At 36.5% G+C, this 21062-nt stretch carries 11 protein-coding genes and 1 pseudogene; 4 read left to right on the top strand and 8 right to left on the bottom strand.

Annotation, left to right across the window (positions count from 1 at the left end; translation table 11 throughout):
• The first annotated feature begins 283 nt into the window (after positions 1 to 283).
• Together QOX35_RS11065 and QOX35_RS11060 are read left to right on the top strand one after the other, a co-directional pair.
• Complete coding sequence (locus QOX35_RS11065) at positions 284 to 2203, top strand: DEAD/DEAH box helicase family protein (protein WP_283686935.1); 1920 nt, start codon at positions 284 to 286, stop codon at positions 2201 to 2203.
• Positions 2204 to 3589: 1386 nt separating this feature from the next.
• Positions 3590 to 4189, top strand: coding sequence for a hypothetical protein (locus QOX35_RS11060; protein WP_283686934.1), 600 nt, complete (start codon positions 3590 to 3592; stop codon positions 4187 to 4189).
• A 466-nt stretch (positions 4190 to 4655) separates the two neighbouring features.
• On the opposite strand, the gene QOX35_RS11055 is transcribed toward QOX35_RS11060, so the two are convergent.
• The 5 genes from QOX35_RS11055 to QOX35_RS11035 all read right to left on the bottom strand — a co-directional run bounded on the left by QOX35_RS11055 (position 4656) and on the right by QOX35_RS11035 (position 13069).
• The gene (locus QOX35_RS11055; RefSeq protein WP_283686933.1) at positions 4656 to 5738 is read right to left on the bottom strand and encodes a linear amide C-N hydrolase; all 1083 of its coding nucleotides are present in this window, start codon (positions 5736 to 5738) and stop codon (positions 4656 to 4658) included.
• 179 nt (positions 5739 to 5917) lie between these two features.
• A complete protein-coding gene (locus tag QOX35_RS11050; protein ID WP_283686932.1) occupies positions 5918 to 6871 on the bottom strand; it encodes a family 43 glycosylhydrolase in 954 nt (317 codons plus the stop codon).
• A gap of 33 nt (positions 6872 to 6904) precedes the next feature.
• Entirely contained in the window at positions 6905 to 8299 is a 1395-nt protein-coding gene (locus QOX35_RS11045) for a GDSL-type esterase/lipase family protein (RefSeq protein ID WP_283686931.1), read from the bottom strand.
• 73 nt (positions 8300 to 8372) lie between these two features.
• The gene (locus QOX35_RS11040; RefSeq protein WP_283686930.1) at positions 8373 to 10736 is read right to left on the bottom strand and encodes a glycoside hydrolase family 31 protein; all 2364 of its coding nucleotides are present in this window, start codon (positions 10734 to 10736) and stop codon (positions 8373 to 8375) included.
• 71 nt (positions 10737 to 10807) lie between these two features.
• The gene (locus tag QOX35_RS11035; RefSeq protein ID WP_283686929.1) at positions 10808 to 13069 is read right to left on the bottom strand and encodes a GH92 family glycosyl hydrolase; all 2262 of its coding nucleotides are present in this window, start codon (positions 13067 to 13069) and stop codon (positions 10808 to 10810) included.
• A 395-nt stretch (positions 13070 to 13464) separates the two neighbouring features.
• On the opposite strand from QOX35_RS11035, the pseudogene QOX35_RS11030 reads away from it, so the two are divergent.
• Positions 13465 to 15906 (top strand): annotated as a pseudogene (locus QOX35_RS11030) (glycoside hydrolase family 95 protein).
• A 149-nt stretch (positions 15907 to 16055) separates the two neighbouring features.
• On the opposite strand, the gene QOX35_RS11025 reads toward QOX35_RS11030, so the two are convergent.
• The 3 genes from QOX35_RS11025 to spt form a co-directional block, all read right to left on the bottom strand.
• A complete protein-coding gene (locus QOX35_RS11025; protein ID WP_283686928.1) occupies positions 16056 to 16874 on the bottom strand; it encodes an alpha/beta hydrolase in 819 nt (272 codons plus the stop codon).
• Positions 16875 to 17298: 424 nt separating this feature from the next.
• Positions 17299 to 18603: a T9SS type B sorting domain-containing protein gene (locus QOX35_RS11020; RefSeq protein WP_283686927.1), complete on the bottom strand. Its 1305-nt coding sequence runs from the start codon at positions 18601 to 18603 to the stop codon at positions 17299 to 17301.
• Between the two features lie 96 nt (positions 18604 to 18699).
• A complete protein-coding gene (spt, locus tag QOX35_RS11015) occupies positions 18700 to 19905 on the bottom strand; it encodes a serine palmitoyltransferase (protein ID WP_135103410.1) in 1206 nt (401 codons plus the stop codon).
• A gap of 270 nt (positions 19906 to 20175) precedes the next feature.
• On the opposite strand from spt, the gene QOX35_RS11010 reads away from it, so the two are divergent.
• Positions 20176 to 21048: a murein hydrolase activator EnvC family protein gene (locus tag QOX35_RS11010; RefSeq protein WP_283686926.1), complete on the top strand. Its 873-nt coding sequence runs from the start codon at positions 20176 to 20178 to the stop codon at positions 21046 to 21048.
• The last annotated feature ends 14 nt before the right edge of the window (positions 21049 to 21062 follow it).

The raw sequence follows: 21062 nt of genomic DNA, 5'->3' as shown, positions 1-21062 counted from the left end.
TTTTCTACTTTTGTATTTGTATATAGGGTATGTGCCTCTCACATTGTACTATTCCCTTGGAAGTAGAATGTTTTCAACTTCAGGGAAGCCCTAAAAAAAACAGGAGCTAATTCTAGCGATCTGATATATCAAAATAGAGGGGTTACAAAATGCAGTTATAGTAAAGTTATTATAGCTGTGCTTTATGTGTCGTTTTTTCTCGTAAGAAAAGACCTTATAAGGGTATTTTTTTACACGAAAAGTCGACAGATACATTATTGTTTAATTTTAAAAATAAAAAGGAATGGAAGATAGAGAAACAAAAGAACTGAGAATGGAGAGAGAAGAAGATATGATAAAAATAATAACAGCCCCAGAGGGTAAAAAATATGTAGGTGAGTTTATGGAAACACTACCAATCGGTATTTTAAATAAAAAAAATACAGGTTGTGGAGCAACCTCATTAATGATTGAAAATGAGGAAAATGTAATAATATGCTGCCCAACAAAGCAGCTTGTACGGAACAAAGAAGAACAGTACCCCAATGAGAGATGCCGATACAAAGTATTAGGTGTTTTAGAAGGTATTTCAAGGAAAGATATTGATGACTATATAGATGAGTATCACGAGAAACAGCCGATAAAGATATTAGTCACATACAATTCACTCGTTAAGGTTATGGATGTACTCGGAGAGGCTATTCATGGCTATAAAATTATAGTGGATGAATTTCAAGAAATTTTAAGCGGTGCTATTTATCGGGACAAAACAATGATTGATTTTTTGCAAAGAGTGAATCAGCAAAGGCAAGTAACATATCTATCAGCAACGCCAACACCAACGGAGTTTCTACCAGAGGAACTAATAGAAGTGCCGAAATATGAAATTGAATGGGGGAAGAATGCCGAAATAATAAGACCACATAGGATTGCAACAGATAGCCCATTCTCATATATTGCCAGAATGATTATTGAACATAAGCTGGGGAATAAATTTCAGATAAAAGGTAAATCTGTTGAAGACTATTTTTTCTTTGTAAACTCTGTATCAGCGATTAGTTCGATTGTAAAACAAGTCGGACTGACTAATGATGAAGTGAATGTTATTTGTGCTGATAATGCAAAGAACAAAACAACGCTAGAAGATATTGAAATAGGTTCTATCCCAAAAGAAGGAAAACCGAATAAGCCTTTTACATTCTGTACAAAATCTGCATTTTGTGGAGTGGACTTCTTTTCTAAGGCTGGTCTAACCATAATTGTTAGTGATGGTCGGCACAAAAGTACCATGCTTGATATATTTACAGATATACGGCAAATAGCAGGAAGGATAAGAAATGAAGATAATTTATTTAGACACGCTATACTCCATGTGTTCAACACAGGTTATGTTCTGGAGAAGGAAGATTTCGAATATGAGTTAGCGAGCAATATTGCTGATGCAGAAATGGATATTAACGCCTTTGAAACTTTGAAGAGAGAGGGTAAAGGTTACGAAGGTAGTATGATTGCAAAAGTGAGGAATGATGGCACAGAAAGTTTCGTCATTTTTGATGAGCAGAAGTATTCAATGCGTATAAACGAGCTGAAAGTCAAGTATAGCAGATGGAAGTTCGAAACCATTGACGAGGTATATACAAATGGACTTACCATGTCGCAAGCATACGCCAGAGATGGTTTTGACTTGGAAGAAGCTATTGAATGGGAGCAGAAGTTGAAGGAATTTATTCGTGTAATAAACAAAATGCCAACATTTAAGGTGTTGTACGAAGAATATCTCCTAGTAATGAATAATAAATTAGAAGGGTTTGCTGTGATACCTGAAAGGGCAAAAGAGATTGAAAAAATTAATCCTCTGGTGGTACTAGCATATCAGTATTTAACCCCAGAAAGAGTTGAAACATTGCGATATAATGTAACTGATATAAAAAATGAAATTCACAAAAATATGCCAGAAACGAGAGCAGCACTGAAAGCTTTGGTAAAAGAAGACTTCTTTACAGGAGAAGCATATACAAAGGAGCATATCAAAAATTTATTGTGTGCAAAGCATCACAAATTAGGAATTAAGGCTAAGGCTAAAGCAACCGATATACTCAACTATTGCGAAGTAGTAGAGACTAAAATTCCTATTGGAGATGGCAAGCGTAAGGATGGCTGGAGAATAACAAAAATACTTTTGCTTTATTTTTTGAGGAAAAAGGAAGTATTACAGAATAGCTAAGCTGACATTAGCTTTTAAGTAAATAGAGCATCTTTCAATACTTGGAGGGTGCTTTGTTTCTTGTAAGTGTCGTATCTTTTTGCACATTGTTTCTCTTATAGAGAAATTCTTACGTAATAATCCGACGTTTTTTATAATGATATTTAAACGTGAGAGCTACAGTATATGTATATCTATTGTTTTGAAATATTTTCATTCTGATTTTCAGAGTTTACATCTTATATATTTAACTATATATACTGTGCGTTTGAGAGATAAGTAGACTATAAAAGACTCCCCCTTGTTATTGGTAAAGGGGATTACCCCCCCCATGATATTTAATAAATTGTAATAATTATGACAAATAACGCATTAAATGGGTTAATCTGGATGCTAATTTGCATCACGCTGATCCTCGTAAAGTTTATTTTGGCTTATATCAGATCGAGGAATCGAAGGTAATTACTGAATTAAAAGAATTACTCTTTCATTATTATGTAATAAGATATTAGCCCATGCCGCTTGTTTTATTTTTTATTCTTTAAATTGCTTATGGCACGTTCAAAATCTTTATATTTGCAGAAGAACGTAAAATATTGCTTATGGTAAAATAAAAGATTAAAACAGATATAATTATATAAAGCGTTTGCTTTATCGCTTGTAGATTCTAAAATCGCCAAATTAATGAATCCAACTACAAGGAGATAGGTAAATGCTCATGTTATATAGGCATGGGCTTACTTATTGTAGTTGGGGGTGTTTGGCGATACCTTGAATCACGTAAGGCAAGTACCATGCCTTATTTTTTTATTAACATGAAAATTAAATAAAATGAAAACTAAGAAAGAAACTTTTCCATCAATGAATCTATTTTATATCTCATTATTGATATTCCCAATTTTATTATTATTTAAAGTAGAATCAAATATTAATGAGATTAAGAAATGGATATTACTTGCATCTCCTATTCTTGCTATAAATATTATATGCTACTTTGTGAATAGGAATTTTAAACGAAAAGAAATATACACATCAAGTAGGCTTATCAATTTACTAGCTTTATTTTTCTCTATATGGCTATTCTACTATTGTTTATTTATAATATATCCAGATATATTAGAACCTTTTCTAAGTAATATTAATAGCCAATCGTTATCATTCTTAATAGCTAATATAGTTCTGCTAATACTAGGAATCTTTGATTATAGAAAAGAGATTAATCAAAAAAATATTTATATAACCCCAATTATATTAAGTGGGTGTTTTATTCTTGGGTATATAATATACCCTGAGACATTGTTTTATAGATAATAGCATTCTCATTAGTGCATTATGGTGGTTATTTTCAAATAGGGGCTAAAGATGCTTTTATAAGAAGACCTTAAATTGAGAAATACAAGTAATTATATGACAACACAAATGCCTGATACGATTGTTGTAAATGATGTTTCATTTAGCCTATATAGAGCTGTTAATAGCATAGTAAGAGATGAGATAAGCCCTTTAAATAAATATTTAGAACTATGTAGTTCAAATTATAAATTTGATGTGCAAGCATCATATTGTTGGAGAGGCTATGTTGCCACCTGGGAAATAAAAGATGATTGCTTCTATTTGAAAGATATAAGCGGTAAGATTAATAGTTTAGATATCAAGTTGTATCAATTATTTAAATCCCAAGAAGTAAAAGCAATATGGTTTACAGGCTCAATAAGAATTGCTATAAGCACTGTTAATTATATCGTTTTTCATACAGGTTATACTTCAACAATTAGCCCTAAGAATATTCGTTTTTATGTTGAAAATGGAAGGGTTGTAAATAGAGTTTTAGAAGAAACAATTTATAATGAAGATGATTTAACCATTCTTTCTGAAAAAGAAAAAATAATAACAGAGGAAGAAATGACAGATGAAATTTTATCTTACAAAGCAATGATAGGACGTGAAAATATGCCGATAGAAATATATTACGCAGAAGCAGATTATAATGATGATTTGCCTTACTGAAAATAACTAGATAAATAGCTATCTAGCCTTTATGATATATAGAGGTTGGATATACAAAATAAATCAAATAATATTAATCAAAGTTTGGTATTATAACAATATTGTAAACCTACAGTAAACCATGAGTTGTAAAAAGATGGATAATCAACTAATAAACAATAATTTATTATGTGTTTTGAATCTGACTCATAATCAGGGGGTCCCTGGTTCAAGCCCAGGTGGGACCACTTAAAATGAAAGAGTTACAGTAGAAACTGTAACTCTTTTTTTGTTTTAATGCCCTTGTTTTAGTAGTGTTTCGATGGGTTTTGTAAACCAATAGTAAAACCACAAAACAATTTTGTCGAGAGGAAAATAAGTAATTTCTAAACTGTTTCTTTATAAGAACATAGAATTTAATGTCCCTATTTTACAACCATTCTTGCTTATTTGAATAAGCGCAACCATAATTATACTTAATGAATATTTATGATTTTATATTGACCGATTCCACAGGTTGCTTCTTTATGCTATCCAAAGGCATACTGTGATATTTTACATTTTCAAAATCAATAGTGTTTAGGTTGATGCAACGGATATTACTATTATACATAGTTCGATAATAGATGATACAATTTTGTGTATCTGTAGCCACTGTAAACTGAGTAGCACTTGGTACATCAGCTGATGCTTTTCCCCATGGTTGTTCTGTTCCTGTTGGAATATCGAAATTATTCAAAATATGAAATGCTTGGAAAACACTTTCCTGTGCAGACTGTTGTTGTGGAGCAGTCAATTGGAAAAACGTAGCACGAACAAATCGAGATGGAGGAGTAAAATCTCCCGGAAGTCCTAACAAACCGGTTCCATGTCCGAGTGACTTCGTTTGCAAAGGGCCAAAATTATGTCCTGGAGGTGTGCCGGGTTGTAAATTTATATAATTATTCAAGTTTGTCCAGTGCCATTCCAAGCCTGGTGAATTGGTCAATACTCCCAAAGGATTATCATAAAAATGCATGATTTCATCTACTATCTCAAGTACGATCTGACGCCCCGATGGTTCAGTGAATCGCCAATGTACAGTGGAAGACCGAGGATCAATATTCGTAACACGTATATTTTTTAGTTTTTCTTTAACTTCATCTACGGTTTCACACTCACCTAGTACATAAGATACTAATTGGAAATCCGCTAAACTCCTCTCTTTTTGGGATGGATCATAAGAGGGGTATTTTCCATAATTAGGGAAATAGAAGAGTCCGGCAGACAGACCTTTTTCATTGACACCTTCTACCATAAATTCCTTTTGCTCTACCGACAAACCTATAAATCCGTATTTGCTAGTAAATTTCATTCCATCCATTCCGGAAGGTGTAAGCGACTGAAGCTGCTGATGGCGAGGAACAACCACATACATCGTATTCATAACACTTTCAGCCCATTCAATAGTACGTGCGGCAACGACACTTCCATCTCTACTTTTTAATGTGATACCTGTACAAGCATTTATTGACGCTTGTAATTGCAAAACAAGTATAGCCAGTAAAATTAATGATTGTTTTGAGTTCATAGTTAACAATTTTAGTGTTTCAATAATAAAACAATTGAAAGACAAAAACTGTTTAATGTGAAATTTTAATTGCCTTGTAATCAAATGCTATAGTATTCAGTCGCCCACAGCTAATATTGATAGAGAATATATTCTTGTTTTATATATCCAATAGAAAAGTTTGTTGTACTTCGTATCAATTACTTTGTTTGATTTACCATTTCTATTGTACCATCAGCATTATAATAAAGCTTATCTACACATACCGATCGTAGCCAATCATTAAATTCTCCATTTTTTTCAGATAAGGAACTATCATGGTAGAAAGAGTACCACTGACCTTTGTATTCTACTATCGATCCATGGTTCGTATAGCTATTTGTTGGTTCCATATAAATGCCTTGAGACTTCCAAGGTCCTAGTGGACTATTGCTCGTTGCATATCGCATGCGATTGTCTCCTTTTACTCCATCATTCCAATTGTTATCATGATTGTCTGAATAAGATAGATAATAAATACCATTACGCTTGTGTACCCATGCCGCTTCATGGAAATCATAAAGACCTTCCATCTTCTGAAGACTACCATCTACTTCCATCATATTGTCTTTGAGCTTACCTCCGAGGCATATACCACCACCACCTTGATATATGTATGCTTGCCCATCATCATCGATAAATACATTCGGGTCGATATGAGCCTCCATTCCTTCTACGTATCCTTGTACCACAAAGTCTTTTGCAGGAAATTTACTTGTTGCCACTCCAATTTTCCAACTTTTGTCCCAATCTGATCCACTAGGATGCGGAAAATAAAAATAATACGTACCGTTTTTATAAACACAATCGGGAGCCCACATAAAACCCCCTTCAGGTCTACCCCAGGATACTTGAGTCGAGCGAAGTATTTCGCCATGATCTACCCAGTTTATCATATCATCTGTAGAGAATACATGATATTGATCCATCAGGTCGCACCCTTGAGGCGGAGCGATATCATGCGATGCATATACATACAGACGTCCATCATTCCATACCCGAGCCGAAGGATCGGCTGTATACATATGTTTTATAAACGGATTTTTCTGACTATAGCTATTGCAGGATAACAGAGAAAATACAGCGATGTATAGGGTGAAGAGACCTTTTTTCATTTAGGTTAGTGTTATGAATTATTTACGACTTATTTATTTTCTATTTGCTTTTAGTATGAAGTCAACAATGGGTGCAGGATTAGAAAGACTATGTGGGTGATGTTTGAAGCCATCCTTCATCATTACGGTGATATCTCCACCCGCTTCTTTTATTTTTCTTTCAAACTCGATCGTTTGACTTGGAGGTACAGCTTCATCCTGATTGGCACAAAGTATAAGAATAGGGTATTTTCCTTTTACTATTTCTTTTATCTTGTCTATTGGGCTTCCTTTAAATGTACGTATATCCGCTTTCGTTTTCAGATTGTATGCTTGTATGAAGTTTTCCGTCATTTCATCTAAATCTCCATTTCTATCTGCTAAATAGCGGCAGTCGAGCAAAGGATTATCTACGTATATGCAACTAATTTTATCCGGATTAGCGGCTGCCCAGCAAAAAGAATACATTGCACCACGACTCATGCCTTCCATTACACTTTTTTTTGATAAACCTGCATTGGTTAACAGTTTGTAGAATTCACTCCATATAGAAAGTGCTTCCTCATTTCCCATCAGTTCGGCAACATCGCAGTATACCAGATGATAGCCTCTTTCGAGTAGAGCGATATCGGTTTGTGGTTCATGCGCCCAAAATCGGGCACGCCATATCCACGGTTTTCCCAAAGCTGTAGTTTTAGGTTTAACAACTTTACAATCACGACCTCTTAACTTAAAATCTATCGATACGTATCCTTTGAAATTATTTATAGTATGTGCTGTTTTTAGTTTCGCCAGAACATCAAAAGATTTTTCTGTTTTTAATGTAATTTGTTCATATAATCTGCTCGCTATAATTTCCGAACCTTTGTCTCCGGGATGTATCTTGTCAGGAAATAAATTGGGTCTATTTATCAGCAGGGAGTGCATATCCAAGACTTCTATATCTTCATTGTATGCTACCTGCTGAATAATTGGAATAATATCGTTCACAATAATGGGATCCCATATTTGGTTCGAGTCTGTTTCGAAGGAAACAAAGGGAAGCATCAGGATAATTCGTGGTTTTGATGGCAGGCTTTTAAAGGATTTTACCATATCGCTGCAATCCTTTACAAATTCATTTATGTAAACTCGATTAATAGCTTTGGCGTCATTTCCTCCTAGATCAATAAACACGATATCAGGATTGCTATCTAAAGCTTTCTTATAGGCTTGGGTATTCCAATAGGGATGATCTCCATTGCGAAGCATGGTACAACTACTTACTCCACAATTGATCACTTCGTAATTATTACCTAAAAGGTGTGCGAGCTGTGCTGGATACGAATCTCTTTTCGGATCAGTTGTTAACGCCCCTTCCGTAATACTCGCTCCTACACAGACTACTTTTGTCTGAGCACTAGCTATCATCTGAGAGATGAAAAGACAGAGAATAAGTATATATTTCATGCTGTGCGTTTATTTCCTTTTATATTAGCATGGTGGGATGAAAATCAAAAGAGTAAGTCACACTTTCTTAATACTAGAGCTTAATGTTCATTTCTTCACCTTGATATAGAATTTCTTTATCGGGTTGTGAAGTAATATTTATGCTTTTTCCTTCCTCTATTACTGTAATATTAAAAGATCTGGTTTTCAACATGCCCGGAAATTCTCCTACTCTCTTCCCTATAGTCAATACCTCCGTTCTGTCATTCCATTTGATTGTAATTGTTGAATAGATCCCTTTTTCGTAATTATAGTTGTTGTTCTCATCCTCATATAGTACAAATTCTGCATCTTTTCCGGAATAAACAAATAGCTTAAGATTATCCCATTTTCTTTCCTCTGCATATTGTACTTTCGGGCCCCATGGGAGTATAGTGCCCGCTTTTATATATAGTGGAATAATATCTATTGGTGCTGCTTTGCTGACTTCCTGTCCTCCGTTAAGCTTTTCTCCTGTCCAGAAATCATACCAGTCGGCTCCTTCCGGCAAATATACTTTTCGAGATTTTACTGCATTGAAATCTTCTACAATGCTGCCATTTATACGGTTTACATACATCGAGTCTGTTACAGCTGCAACTAGTATTGACTTACCAAACATAAACTGATTGTCTATATTATGTACTTTTTTGTCTTTGGCAAAATCCATGCTTAAAGCCCTCATCATAGAGCCTGCATTTGCTGTAATATCATGACCAATAGAATACATATATGGCAAGAGGCTATAACGAAGATTGATATATTTCTCCTGAGCATCATAAGCCCAATCTCCTTTTTTGCCGAACAGATATATCTCTCGGGGAGTATTTGTTCCATGCGAACGCATCATTGGTGTAAATGTAGCGAACTGCATCCAACGCACATATAATTCATGGAATGCTCTATCTTCAACCCCTTTAGGATAGACACGCCCTGCCCAAAAACCACCTATGTCTGTGTTCCAGTAAGGAATTCCGCAAAGAGAGAAGTTTAGGCCTGCCGAAATTTGATTGCGAAGCACATGCCAACGTGAATCGATATCTCCCGACCAAGAGTTTGCTCCATAGCGTTGCTGTCCTGCAAAGGCTGAGCGGGTAAGTATATATACGCGCTTTTCAGACGTCGTCTTGCGTTGGTTGTCGTACACACCACCAATAGATGCCAGTGGATACGCATTTGCTATGTCTCTGTATGACCCAAGATATGTAGTCTCATTAAAAGATTTTTCACTCACATTGTATTCTGGCTCAGTGGCATCCAGCCACCAACCGTCCATACCGATAGAGAATATATTTTTATTCATGAAATCCCAATACACTTGGCGACCTTCGGGATTAAAAGCGTCATATACTTTTACTCCATTATCTTGAGGAAATGTATCGAAGTTGAATAAGAGTTTTTTATTTTTTAGTTCTTTATGGATATTTGTATTCGGGCCAAAGGATGGCCAAACGGAGATGGCTATATGTGCATTCATTTTGTGCACATCGTCTATCATTTTCTGAGGATTAGGGAAAGTCGGATTTCCAAATTCTACAGCGTTCCACTGCTTGTTGTCAGTGCTCCAGTATTGCCAGTCCTGCACAATGCCGTCAAGAGGTATGTTTAGACTGCGGTATTTTTTTACCACATCCAGTAGTTCATCTTGCGATGTATATCGTTCGCGGCTTTGCCAAAATCCGTATGTCCATAACGGAAACATTGGAGCCTGCCCTGTCAGTTCTCGTATCTGTGCAATGACACCATCAGCATTTTGTCCATACATAAAATAATAATCAATACATTTACCCGAAGCAGAAGTAAAAGACAATCCTTCTGCCGAATCTTTATAAACTGTAGGCGAGTAATTATCCCAGAAGATGGCATATCCTTTTACCGAATGAATAATTGGTATTGCTATTTCCGTATTTCTCTGGCGAAGCTCTACCTCTTGTCCGCGTTGATTCATATGTCCTTGTTGATGCTGTCCCAGCCCGTAAATGGCCTCTTGCTTATCCAATAGAAATGTTTGTTGTACTTCGTAAGACTTACCGCTCTCGTAGTTTTTTGGCGTAAAGATGGAAGAACTATTCTTCTCTGCTATAAAAGGTCTCGTGTCAGTACCATTAAATAATACATCTCCCGTCTTGAGATTTAGTGTAACAATAACCTCTGATGAAGTTAATGTTATCACATTGTTATATTCTTGTATTTGAAAATTTGTGTTTTCAGCTTCTTTAATCACCGAGAGGCTTTTTTTGTTTGGTATTTCTCCCTGTGGATATTTTAAAATCCTTATGATTTTAGAATTAAAAAATTGAATTTCAATGTTTGTTGAATTTACATCAGCCTTGATGCCTTGAGATGTACGCTGATAATTTTGTGCAGCAAGCTGACTGCAAAAGGTGAGAATGAAAAGTATAATGAGTGCTTTTTTCATGATTGTATCGATTTTTATATTCTCCCTGTGATGTTTTATATTATTTAGCATCACAGAGAGAAATGACTTTTTTATAGTTTCTCGGCTGAAGGTGGAGCTTGGTTTGCTCCCCATGCTTTATTCGCCTTATTACCCATTATTAATACAAGTTTGCCGCCATTTTCTATATCCGAATGATTGAACCAAGGTTTGTTCCACTCTTTTCCATTCAATGTAGCCGATTGGATATACTTGTTGTCTTCGGAATAGTTTTGAGCTACTACTTCAAATACTTTACCATTGCTCAATGTCATATTAGCTTGAGAAAACATGGGGCTTCCAATATTATAAACAGGCATACCCGGAGTAACAGGATAGAATCCCATCATAGAGAATACCACAAAAGCAGATGTTCCTCCTCCGTCTTCATCGCCGGGAACGCCCATCAGGTCGTTTCTAAACCACTGCTTCAATAAAGTATGAATACGTTTCTGTGTTTTCCACGGTTGTCCGGCATAGTTGTACAGATAAGGAATATGAAGGCTTGGTTCGTTGGCCATAGAGAATTGTCCTACATTTCCTGTATGATCGGGCAATTGTGCATAAAATTCGTATTTGCCACGTCCAAGAGGTTCGTTAAAAGTTTGATCCAGATTTTTTATGAATTGTTCGTTTCCTCCCATCAGACTTACAAGGTCCCCCACATTATGAGGTACATCCCAACGATAAACCCAGCCGTTATTTTCTCCGTAATAATCTCGTGCACCCATGCCTCCCGAGAAGCGGTAATCGAACGGTTCTATAAATTTCCCTTCTTTATCTTTCGGGTGGAAAAAGCCTGTTTCTGCATTGTAGACATTTCTATAGTTGTAAGAACTCTTCAGATAATACTTTGCTTCATCTTCTTTTCCCAAGGCTTTGGCTATTTGCGACAAGCACCATTGATCGTATGCAGTGCCAAGGGTTACGGCTATCGGTTGTCTTTTTTCGAAAGGGCTAACATTGGCTACCGTTTCTTTTTCGCCCGGATATAACGCCGGAATATATCCTTTTTCTTTATAAAACTCGTCTAACCATCCGGCAGGAGCTCCCGACCATGGAATAAGCGTTTTTTCTTCGATTCCTTTTTTGCATGCGATATATGCCTTTTCCAAGTCAAAACCTTTTAACCCTTTTGCATAGCCATCTATAACTGTAGCTACGGCATGATTGGAGTTCATCCGGCGAGAATCGCCTGTAATCTCAGGGAAGGTAGGCATCCAGTTGTTGCCCATTTGTTCGGCCATCAACAAGTATGAATTAATGATATTCACTTCTTCCTCAGCATCGATCATTACACGCAAAGGATGAGTTGCACGATATGTATCCCAGATCCAGTCGTCAGTAAAGAACGGTTTACCCCCGTCTTCATGTACTTTTCCGTCGAAAGCACTAAAGTAACGACCGCCTTCGCTGATGCATACCGGGCGTTCATAACAACGGTAGAGAGAAGTATAGAATACCGTTTTGTCAGTATCGCTGTCTCCATTAACCTTGATTTTGCCTAAAGCGTCATTCCATATTTTGCGGCCTTTATCAGCCAGTTGTTTAACTTCATAGTCTTTTTGTTCTCTGCGTAGGTTCTCTTTTGCCTGTTCTTCGCTGATGAAAGATACCCCGTAGCGTAAGCGCAAAGTTTGTGCATTATCTCCATAATATAATACGACACAAGCATTGCTGCCTTCTGCCCTTTTTTCTTTGTCGTTGATTACATTGTCTTTCAATACTCCTGTAAGTACAGGGCTTTGTTCTGTTTCCAGATATATATATACATTCGTATTATTCGCTAGTTTTTGGTATCCGCTTACTGTATTTCCGTCTGTCCTTATCGCTCCGTTGCGCGAATTGAGTATCAGGTAAGCAGGAGTGTTGGGCAAAGTATAGTCTATCTGATAAATAGCGGATTGGTGAGAAAGTGCGTATTGGATATGCGTTTGTTGATCGTCCAAGTCAACCTCATAACTGTACGGCGTGATCTTTTCACGATCGTAGCTGTAGGATATAACAGGTTTTATTTTGCCTTTATCACCCTGATAAGGACTCAGGTTGAAGGCCGAACTACCTCTGTGACTCGTGATGATCAGAGGTAGCCCCTTGATCATATCGCTCGTGAAATCGGCACGTTCGGGGTAAACCCGAAGCATACTGTTAGGCAGATGGATGGTCGGATACGTGGGTACCAATAGGTGACTGATGTTTCCCATATAAGGGTTTACATAATCTATCGGCTGCTTGTTGACACCGCTGTTGTTACTTGCTGTGCAAGCTGATAAAATAGAAATAAAAACAATGGTGAATGCATTTCTAAGCTTCATGATAAGTTTTAATTTAAGTTGGCATTTATTTAATTTCGAGTACAAAGTAAACATATACCATTCGTATAAAGAATTAAGATTTGTATTTTCTATTCAAAGAATGTTTATTAACATATATGTCGAAATAATTTTATCTCCGGATTTTATGATATTTTTATATCACAAAGTAATGTGAGGGCAATTAAAAAAATACGTCGCTAGGTGTTAATAGGAGTATTAAAATGTAATTAAAATGCGATATTAACCGATGATTACATGAAAAATGGGTCTTTTTTGATGCAAAAGCAGTAAAATTTGGGTAATCTCCTTTTTTTAATAAGATATTAAGTCTGCATTAATTTGATTTTTAATATATAAGCTTTTTCTTTGTTCTCGAATGAATACTTGTAAATATCATGAAGAAATACCTTTTGTTTTTATCAATTTTTACTTTAAGTACTATTTTTTGTAAAGCGGAAGACACTAAGCTTTTCTATAAGCGTCCGGCCAAGGAGTGGGTAGAAGCATTGCCTCTAGGAAATTCTCGGTTGGGTGCAATGGTCTTTGGGAATCCTGCAAGAGAACAGCTCCAACTCAATGAGGAAACGATGTGGGGAGGAGGGCCTCACAGAAATGATAGCCCTAATATGTTAAAAGTGCTGGATGAGGTGCGCTCTCTTATCTTTGCCGGAAAAGAAAAAGAAGCAGAGGCTTTGTTGGAAAAAAATATGAGAACTCCGCATAATGGTATGCCCTATCAAACAATAGGAAGCTTATATTTAGATTTTGCAGGACATAATAAATATTCTAATTATTCAAGACAACTTGACTTGGCTACAGCAGTAGCTACGACAAAATATACTGTAGATGACATTAATTATACTCGTGAGATATTCTCTTCTTTTACTGATAATGTCATTGTTATGAAAATCACAGCTGATAAGGCGAATAGTATTAGTTTCACAGCAGGATATGACTCTCCTGTAAAAGATTATAAAGTTCAAGCTAAGGGGGATAAGCTTATTCTCAAAGGTATGGGGGCAGAACACGAAGGAATAAAAGGCGTGATTCGGTTCGAAAACCAAACTCAAATAAAAGCTGAAGGAGGGAGTGTAAAAGTTGGGGGTAACAAACTCTCAGTAAAAGCTGCCAACTCGGTTATTATTTATATTTCTATAGCCACTAATTTTGTGAATTACCAGGATGTGAGTGCTAATTAATCAACAAAGGCTACTCATTTTTTGAAAACCGCAATATCGAAGCCCTATGACAGAGCATTAGCAGATCATATAAAATACTATAAAAAACAATTCGATCGGGTCTCATTAGATTTGGGAAAATCGGACAGTATTCTTGAAGAAACAGATGTAAGAGTTAGAAACTTCAAAGAAGGAAAAGATCAAAGTCTGGTTACCCTACTTTTCCAGTTTGGGCGTTATCTACTTATTAGTTCATCCCAACCGGGAGGGCAGCCTGCAAATCTGCAAGGAATATGGAACGACCAATTAGTGCCGCCTTGGGATAGCAAATACACCATTAACATCAATACGGAGATGAACTATTGGCCTGCGGAGATTACCAATCTAAGCGAAACACATCAACCTCTTTTCCAGATGTTAAAGGAGTTGGCGGTGACAGGGCAGGAGACTGCAAAGGTAATGTATAATGCCAATGGCTGGGTTGCGCATCATAATACGGATCTTTGGCGTACTACAGGTCCTGTAGATGGAGCATTTCATGGTATGTGGCCTAATGGAGGGGCATGGCTGAGTCAGCACATGTGGCAACATTACTTATATACAGGAGACAAGAACTTCTTAAAAGAAGCATACCCTGTGCTGAAAGGTGCAGCAGATTTCTTTCTCGACTTTTTGGTGGAACATCCTACATATAAATGGATGGTAACATCACCGTCTACCTCTCCCGAACAAGGCCCTCCTGGAAAAAACACGAGTATAACGGCAGGATCTACAATGGATAATCAAATTGTATTTGATGTGCTTAACAATGCTCTGGAGGCATCCAAAACCTTAGGCGTAGGTGATGAAGCATATAATCAAAAACTCGAGAATATGATTTCTCACCTTGCACCTATGCAGATAGGAAAATACAATCAATTGCAGGAATGGTTGGGAGATTGGGACGATCCGAAGAATGATCATCGTCATGTCTCTCACTTGTATGGGTTATACCCAAGCAATCAGATTTCGCCATATTCACATCCAATGCTTTTTCAGGCGGCAAAAAACTCACTTCTCTATCGTGGAGATATGGCTACAGGCTGGTCGATAGGTTGGAAAATTAATTTCTGGGCACGTCTGCTCGATGGTAATCATGCCTATAAAATTATTTCGAATATGCTATCTTTGGTAGAGCCGGGTAATAACGATGGGCGTACTTATCCGAATCTGTTTGATGCCCATCCACCATTTCAGATAGATGGAAATTTTGGATTCACTGCGGGGGTAGCAGAGATGCTTCTGCAAAGTCATGATGGAGCAATACATTTACTACCGGCTTTGCCTGATAAGTGGAAGAACGGAAGTGTTAAAGGGCTAGTGGCTCGTGGTGGTTTCGAAATTTCATCGATGGATTGGAGTGATGGTGAGATATCTTCTGTAACAATTACATCTAAACTAGGCGGAAATATGCGACTTCGCTCTTATGTGCCATTAAGAGGTGATGGATTGCAGGAGGCAAGGGGCGTGAATACTAATCCGCTATATAAAACGGCAGATATAAAAGAGCCGTTGGTATCGAAGGAAATAAATCCTCAATATCCTCTGTTGTATAAAGTTTACGAATATGATATAATGACTCAACAAGGTCAGTCATATATCTTTAAGAGAGGAAAGTAAGTTTTCCTGCACTGGATTAAAAGTGTTTTTCGCTATCAATATTATTCTCTTTGTCATTCCTAAATGTAATGAAGAATCTCATTTTCTTCAGGATATTAAAAACTGACAAGGAAATAACGAAAAATACTTTTAATCGCTTACTTACTATACTATAATTTACTGTGTTTCTTTATCCAGTCCAGCATCAAATAACATCCCGGAGCATATACGTTGCCATGATCAAATCCTTGTAGCTCATATAATACAACATCTTTGTTATTCAGCGATTTTAGAATAGCTTCTAAATGTGCATTTTCTTCGTATCTGGCTGTTAACTCGAGTTTACGATCTCCTGTAATTAGTAAAGTGGGAGGGATACCGGTTCTTGCCTTATTCAGAGGAGCGTATTCGTCAATAATTGGGATATTATATGGTATGCCTCTTTCTTTTCGGATGGTGAAATGTGTATTTGTTTGTCCGCTGATAGGTATAAGTCCTTTAATCTTATCGGCATCTACTCCATATTTTTCAAGGTAACTTTTATCTAAACCGACCATCAGGGTCAGATATCCTCCTGCCGAATGTCCCGATACATAAATATCTTTGGTGCTGCCTCCGTAAGATGCTATATTATTGAATACCCAGGCAATGGATGCCGCAGCATCTTCGATATAAGCCGGATTTGTTGCTTTCGGGCTCAGACGGTAGTTAACAGCTACTACAGCAATACCTTTATTCTTTAGTTCGTTAGGTATTCCTTTTTCTCCACCTTCGAGTCCTCCGCCGTGAAACCATACAACAACAGGGAAATCTTTCTTATTTACGGGATAATATACGTCAAGCTTGCAACGCTCCTTTCGATAATTATCTTTTTCGTCCGGACTGATATAGGATATATCTTTATCCGTTTTATACTCGTTACTAACAGAATTTTGTGCAAAGATTGATATTGCACATAACCAAAAGATCAAAAAAATACCTTTTTTCATGACATGAATTATATTAAGTAGAAGAATTTGTGATAAAGGTATAGATTTTTAGTTTTTTGATAAAATAAATGGGGCTAAACACAGAGTTAATAAGAGTATAAAAAATAAAAGCGGGCATCCCTGACCACTTTTATCTTTAGATTGATTCCTCAATCTTACTGAACTTAACTTATTAACTTATTCCTATCTTTTGTTAGTATTATTCTTATTTTCAGGTTTTCTGACTTTTATATATAGAGAGTCTTTTGATTTATCTTTCGAAACAAAATTATATACAAATTATTTCGTAGAAAATAATAATCGATAGAAAGGGCCGAACTCTCGACAAAAGGATGAGATATTTCTTGTGAAAGCTGATAGTAAGTAGTATGTATATTCTAAAAAAGTCTTGGTATCTATGGCTTTGGATGGAGAACGATCTATTCTAATTTCTCCGTAAAACATTTATATCTCCACCCATACTTTTACGTCTTCCTTTCGAGTTGGTATACTCTATCACGTAATAATAGACGCCGGTAGATACATATTTGCCGTTGTGTCTTCCGTCCCAACCTTTCGATGGGTCGTTCCATTGATATATTTTTACTCCCCAACGGTTGAAAATGGTACACTTAAACTTCACGATGGATTTGTAGTAAACCTTAAACTCGGCATTTGTAGTTCCTCCGGGAGAAAAAAAGTTAGGGGCTTTAATGTCTGATTCTTCTATGTTAAGTTCTAAAGTGCTTATATTAGCACAAGTTGCAGATTGATCTGCATTATTAGCCACTTCGAGTTTTATGACGTAATTACCATCTTTTTCGAAGGTGTATTTTTTTACATCACTACCTGTATAGCGTACAATATAGTTTGCGGTATCTTCCTTGTTATATATACTCCATGTATAGAAATAAGCTGCATCACTTCCCCGTCCATATAAGTTGACTGTGACAGGTGCAGAACTTCCTATTTCCCCATTATTTTTCCCTTCTTGCTCTGCTACAATATGTCCTTCTACAGCAATAGCATTGTATTCTTCCGAACTCTTCTCATGTGGTATCTTGAAGTATTCTGCAAATTGATCCCCCTTAAGTTTGAAAACGGTGTTCATTAAAGGTGCATCTATTGTTTCTTCAGTATCTATATTTAAGGTTCTTATGCTTTTTATAAAAGCCTTGTTGTTTTCGTCCCATTCTTGAATGTCGTAGCTCACAGTATACTTTCGGGGGATTTCTCTTCTGCTTCCGTTTGTTGTATAGAAGAATAGTTTATCTTCTGTTTTTCCAACTAGTAATTTAAGAAATTGGCATTTGTCATCATTTTCTCGGGCTTCGATGGATCTTAATATTGATTTATGTTGGTTATAATCAATAATCCAAACAGCGCTTTTGGCAATATTATTGTCTTCTGCAAAATAGCCGTATCCATCTTCCAGATTTGATACAGTATATGTAGAGTTTCCGTTGATAGATGTTATTGAGATATCGGAGTCCGGAATTTGTGTTTTATTTCCAAAAGATTGTTTGTATTTGTAAAATCTGACCGAAATAGCCGATGAACTATACTTTATTGTAGCGCCTGCAAAAGTGTTGAATAGATATACTTCTTCTATGCCTGTACCGGTAAGGCTTTGACCTGATTCTTTTTTATAAGCGTAAGGTGTTCCCAACCCTCCAGAAACTGTATAGGTTTGTGCAAATATTGAGGTCGTAAAAACCAATAAGGTTATTAAAAAGATAGACTTTCTCATAAGTATATTCGAAGAAAGGAAAAACCCTCTATCTTTTAACGGACAGAGGGTTTTCTTATTTTATATTTGAAGTATATTCTTTTGCTCTACCCTTTTTTAGGCTTTTGCATGTAATAATACTCCCATTTTTTTGAATATTGATTCTATTTTCTCAAAAGCAATGTCTACCTGCTCTTTTGTGTGCGTAGCCATCAGTGAGAAGCGAATCAAAGTATCGCTTGGCGCAACAGCCGGAGATACTACAGGATTTACAAATATGCCTTCTTCGAAAAGAAGTTTTGTAATCAGGAATGTTTTCTCATTATCTCTGATAAATAGAGGTATAATAGGTGTAGATGTGTGCCCTATTTCAAATCCGCGCTCACGGAAGCCATCTAATGCATAATGCGTAATATCCCACAATGCTTTTATTCTTTCCGGCTCAGATATTATGATATCCAATGCTGCGCTGGCTGCAGCTGTTGCAGCAGGAGTAGCACTCGCGGTAAAGATATATGGACGGGAATTGTGACGTAGATAATCAAGTATTATTTCGTTACCTGCAATGAAGCCGCCAATCGAAGCTAGCGATTTACTGAAAGTTCCCATAATGAGCTCGACATCATCGACAAGTCCACATTGATCGACAAGTCCTTTTCCACTATAATCGCTTCCTAACACACCTAGACTGTGTGCTTCGTCAACCATTACACTTGCATTATATTTTTTTGCTAATTCAATTATTTCAGGAAGATGTGCCACATCCCCTTCCATACTGAACACACCATCAATAACGATTAGTTTAACCTTATCCGGTTCACATCTTTGAAGTTGCTTTTCCAAAGAATCCATATCGTTGTGACGGAACTTGAGTTTGGTAGAATAAGATACTCGTGCACCTTCTATGATAGAAGCGTGATCCAATTCATCCCATAAGATATAATCTTCACGTCCGGTGATACATGAAATAACACCTTGGTTTACGTTAAATCCTGTGGAGTAAACGATAGCATCTTCTTTTCCAACAAATTTAGCCAGCTTTTTTTCTAGTTCTACGTGGATATCTAATGTCCCATTCAAAAAACGGGAACCGGCCATGCCCGTTCCGTATTTTTTAGTAGCATTGATTGCTGCTTCTTTTACTTTTGGATGATTAGTAAGCCCCAGATAGGCATTTGACCCGAACATCAATACTTTTTTCCCGTTGATAACAACTTCTGTATCCTGGTCGCTTTGGATTTCTCTAAAATAAGGGTAAATACCTGCAGCTCGTGTATTTCGTGCTGCGTCATACCGATACAACTTATCAGTTAATAGACTCATATTAAACTTATAACAAATGTAATTATTATAGCTGCATGTAATAAAATCACGTTATTTCACTAAAATGCAGGCTGCAAAAATAGCTAAAAAAAATAAGATTGTAATCATTTTGAATTAAATATTTAAAAAAAGGACTATTTGACCTAATCTTGTGTGGCTTCAGGTAAAGGTATATCGCTTTTTTTCTTAAATTTGTAGCTTGGTCTATAGTGTGTCTTGTGTGCAAAGTTTATAGGCACACCATCAGTAGTAGCGTGATCAAAAAAATGAATGGTTAAGAAGAAAAAGAACAAACATGATATATGGAAGCGGTTACATTTCAAGTACCGTCTTTCTGTAATGAACGAAAATACACTTGAGGAAGTATGGAGCATAAAGGCATCCATGTTTTCAGGATGTGTGTTGTTTCTGTTATTTGCTATATCTCTCGTTACTATTACCTCGTTTCTCATTATCGCTACACCTATACGATATTATCTGCCCGGATATCTCGATGCTGAAGTCAGAGAAAAGGCTCTGAGAGCTGCTATCAGGGTTGATTCGCTACAGCAACAACTCAACTATCAGGAGGCATATATCAATAATCTGAAGAATGTTTTTACCGGCGTTCTGGATGTTGATTCTGTGAAAATAACCGATACGATATCCGTTTCGGAAAATGATCCGTTGTTGAAAAGGACAGAGAAAGAGAAAGTCTTTGTAGATCGCTATGAGGATAAGGAACGGTATAATTTATCCGTTATCTCTCCTACTGCTTCGGGTCCTATGGAAGGAGTTGTTTTCTTTAAGCCATTGAAAGGATTGGTAATTAGTAAATTCAATCCGTCAAACGACCGATATGGTATTAATCTGAAAGTAGCATCTCAGGAAACTGTTTTGGCAGTACTTGAAGGTACAGTTGTTTTCTCGGGTTATGATTTTACAACAGGATATACTATGCAAATTCAACATAAAAATGGGTTTGTCTCAATTTATAAGAACAATACGTTACTTCTAAAAAAAGTAGGGGATAAAGTTCGTACCGGAGAAGCGATTGCCGTTATCGGTGATGGCAAGGCTAAAGACAATGCTGATTTAGTTCTTGGCTTTGAGCTTTGGTATAAAGGAAATCCTGTAAACCCTGAAGATTATATAGCTTTTTAATAAAAGCCCAGACA

The sequence above is a fragment of the Dysgonomonas sp. Marseille-Q5470 genome (assembly GCF_951230145.1).
Lineage (GTDB): Bacteria > Bacteroidota > Bacteroidia > Bacteroidales > Dysgonomonadaceae > Dysgonomonas.
This window is presented reverse-complemented; position numbering and strand designations above follow the sequence as displayed.

Bases quoted from the DNA above. Each gene is read 5' to 3' on its own strand.
- QOX35_RS11065 (WP_283686935.1), top strand. From the start codon at position 284: ATGGAAGATAGAGAAACAAAAGAACTGAGAATGGAGAGAGAAGAAGAT.
- QOX35_RS11060 (WP_283686934.1), top strand. From the start codon at position 3,590: ATGACAACACAAATGCCTGATACGATTGTTGTAAATGATGTTTCATTT.
- QOX35_RS11055 (WP_283686933.1), bottom strand. From the start codon at position 5,738: ATGAACTCAAAACAATCATTAATTTTACTGGCTATACTTGTTTTGCAA.
- QOX35_RS11050 (WP_283686932.1), bottom strand. From the start codon at position 6,871: ATGAAAAAAGGTCTCTTCACCCTATACATCGCTGTATTTTCTCTGTTA.
- QOX35_RS11045 (WP_283686931.1), bottom strand. From the start codon at position 8,299: ATGAAATATATACTTATTCTCTGTCTTTTCATCTCTCAGATGATAGCT.
- QOX35_RS11040 (WP_283686930.1), bottom strand. From the start codon at position 10,736: ATGAAAAAAGCACTCATTATACTTTTCATTCTCACCTTTTGCAGTCAG.
- QOX35_RS11035 (WP_283686929.1), bottom strand. From the start codon at position 13,069: ATGAAGCTTAGAAATGCATTCACCATTGTTTTTATTTCTATTTTATCA.
- QOX35_RS11025 (WP_283686928.1), bottom strand. From the start codon at position 16,874: ATGAAAAAAGGTATTTTTTTGATCTTTTGGTTATGTGCAATATCAATC.
- QOX35_RS11020 (WP_283686927.1), bottom strand. From the start codon at position 18,603: ATGAGAAAGTCTATCTTTTTAATAACCTTATTGGTTTTTACGACCTCA.
- spt (WP_135103410.1), bottom strand. From the start codon at position 19,905: ATGAGTCTATTAACTGATAAGTTGTATCGGTATGACGCAGCACGAAAT.
- QOX35_RS11010 (WP_283686926.1), top strand. From the start codon at position 20,176: ATGGTTAAGAAGAAAAAGAACAAACATGATATATGGAAGCGGTTACAT.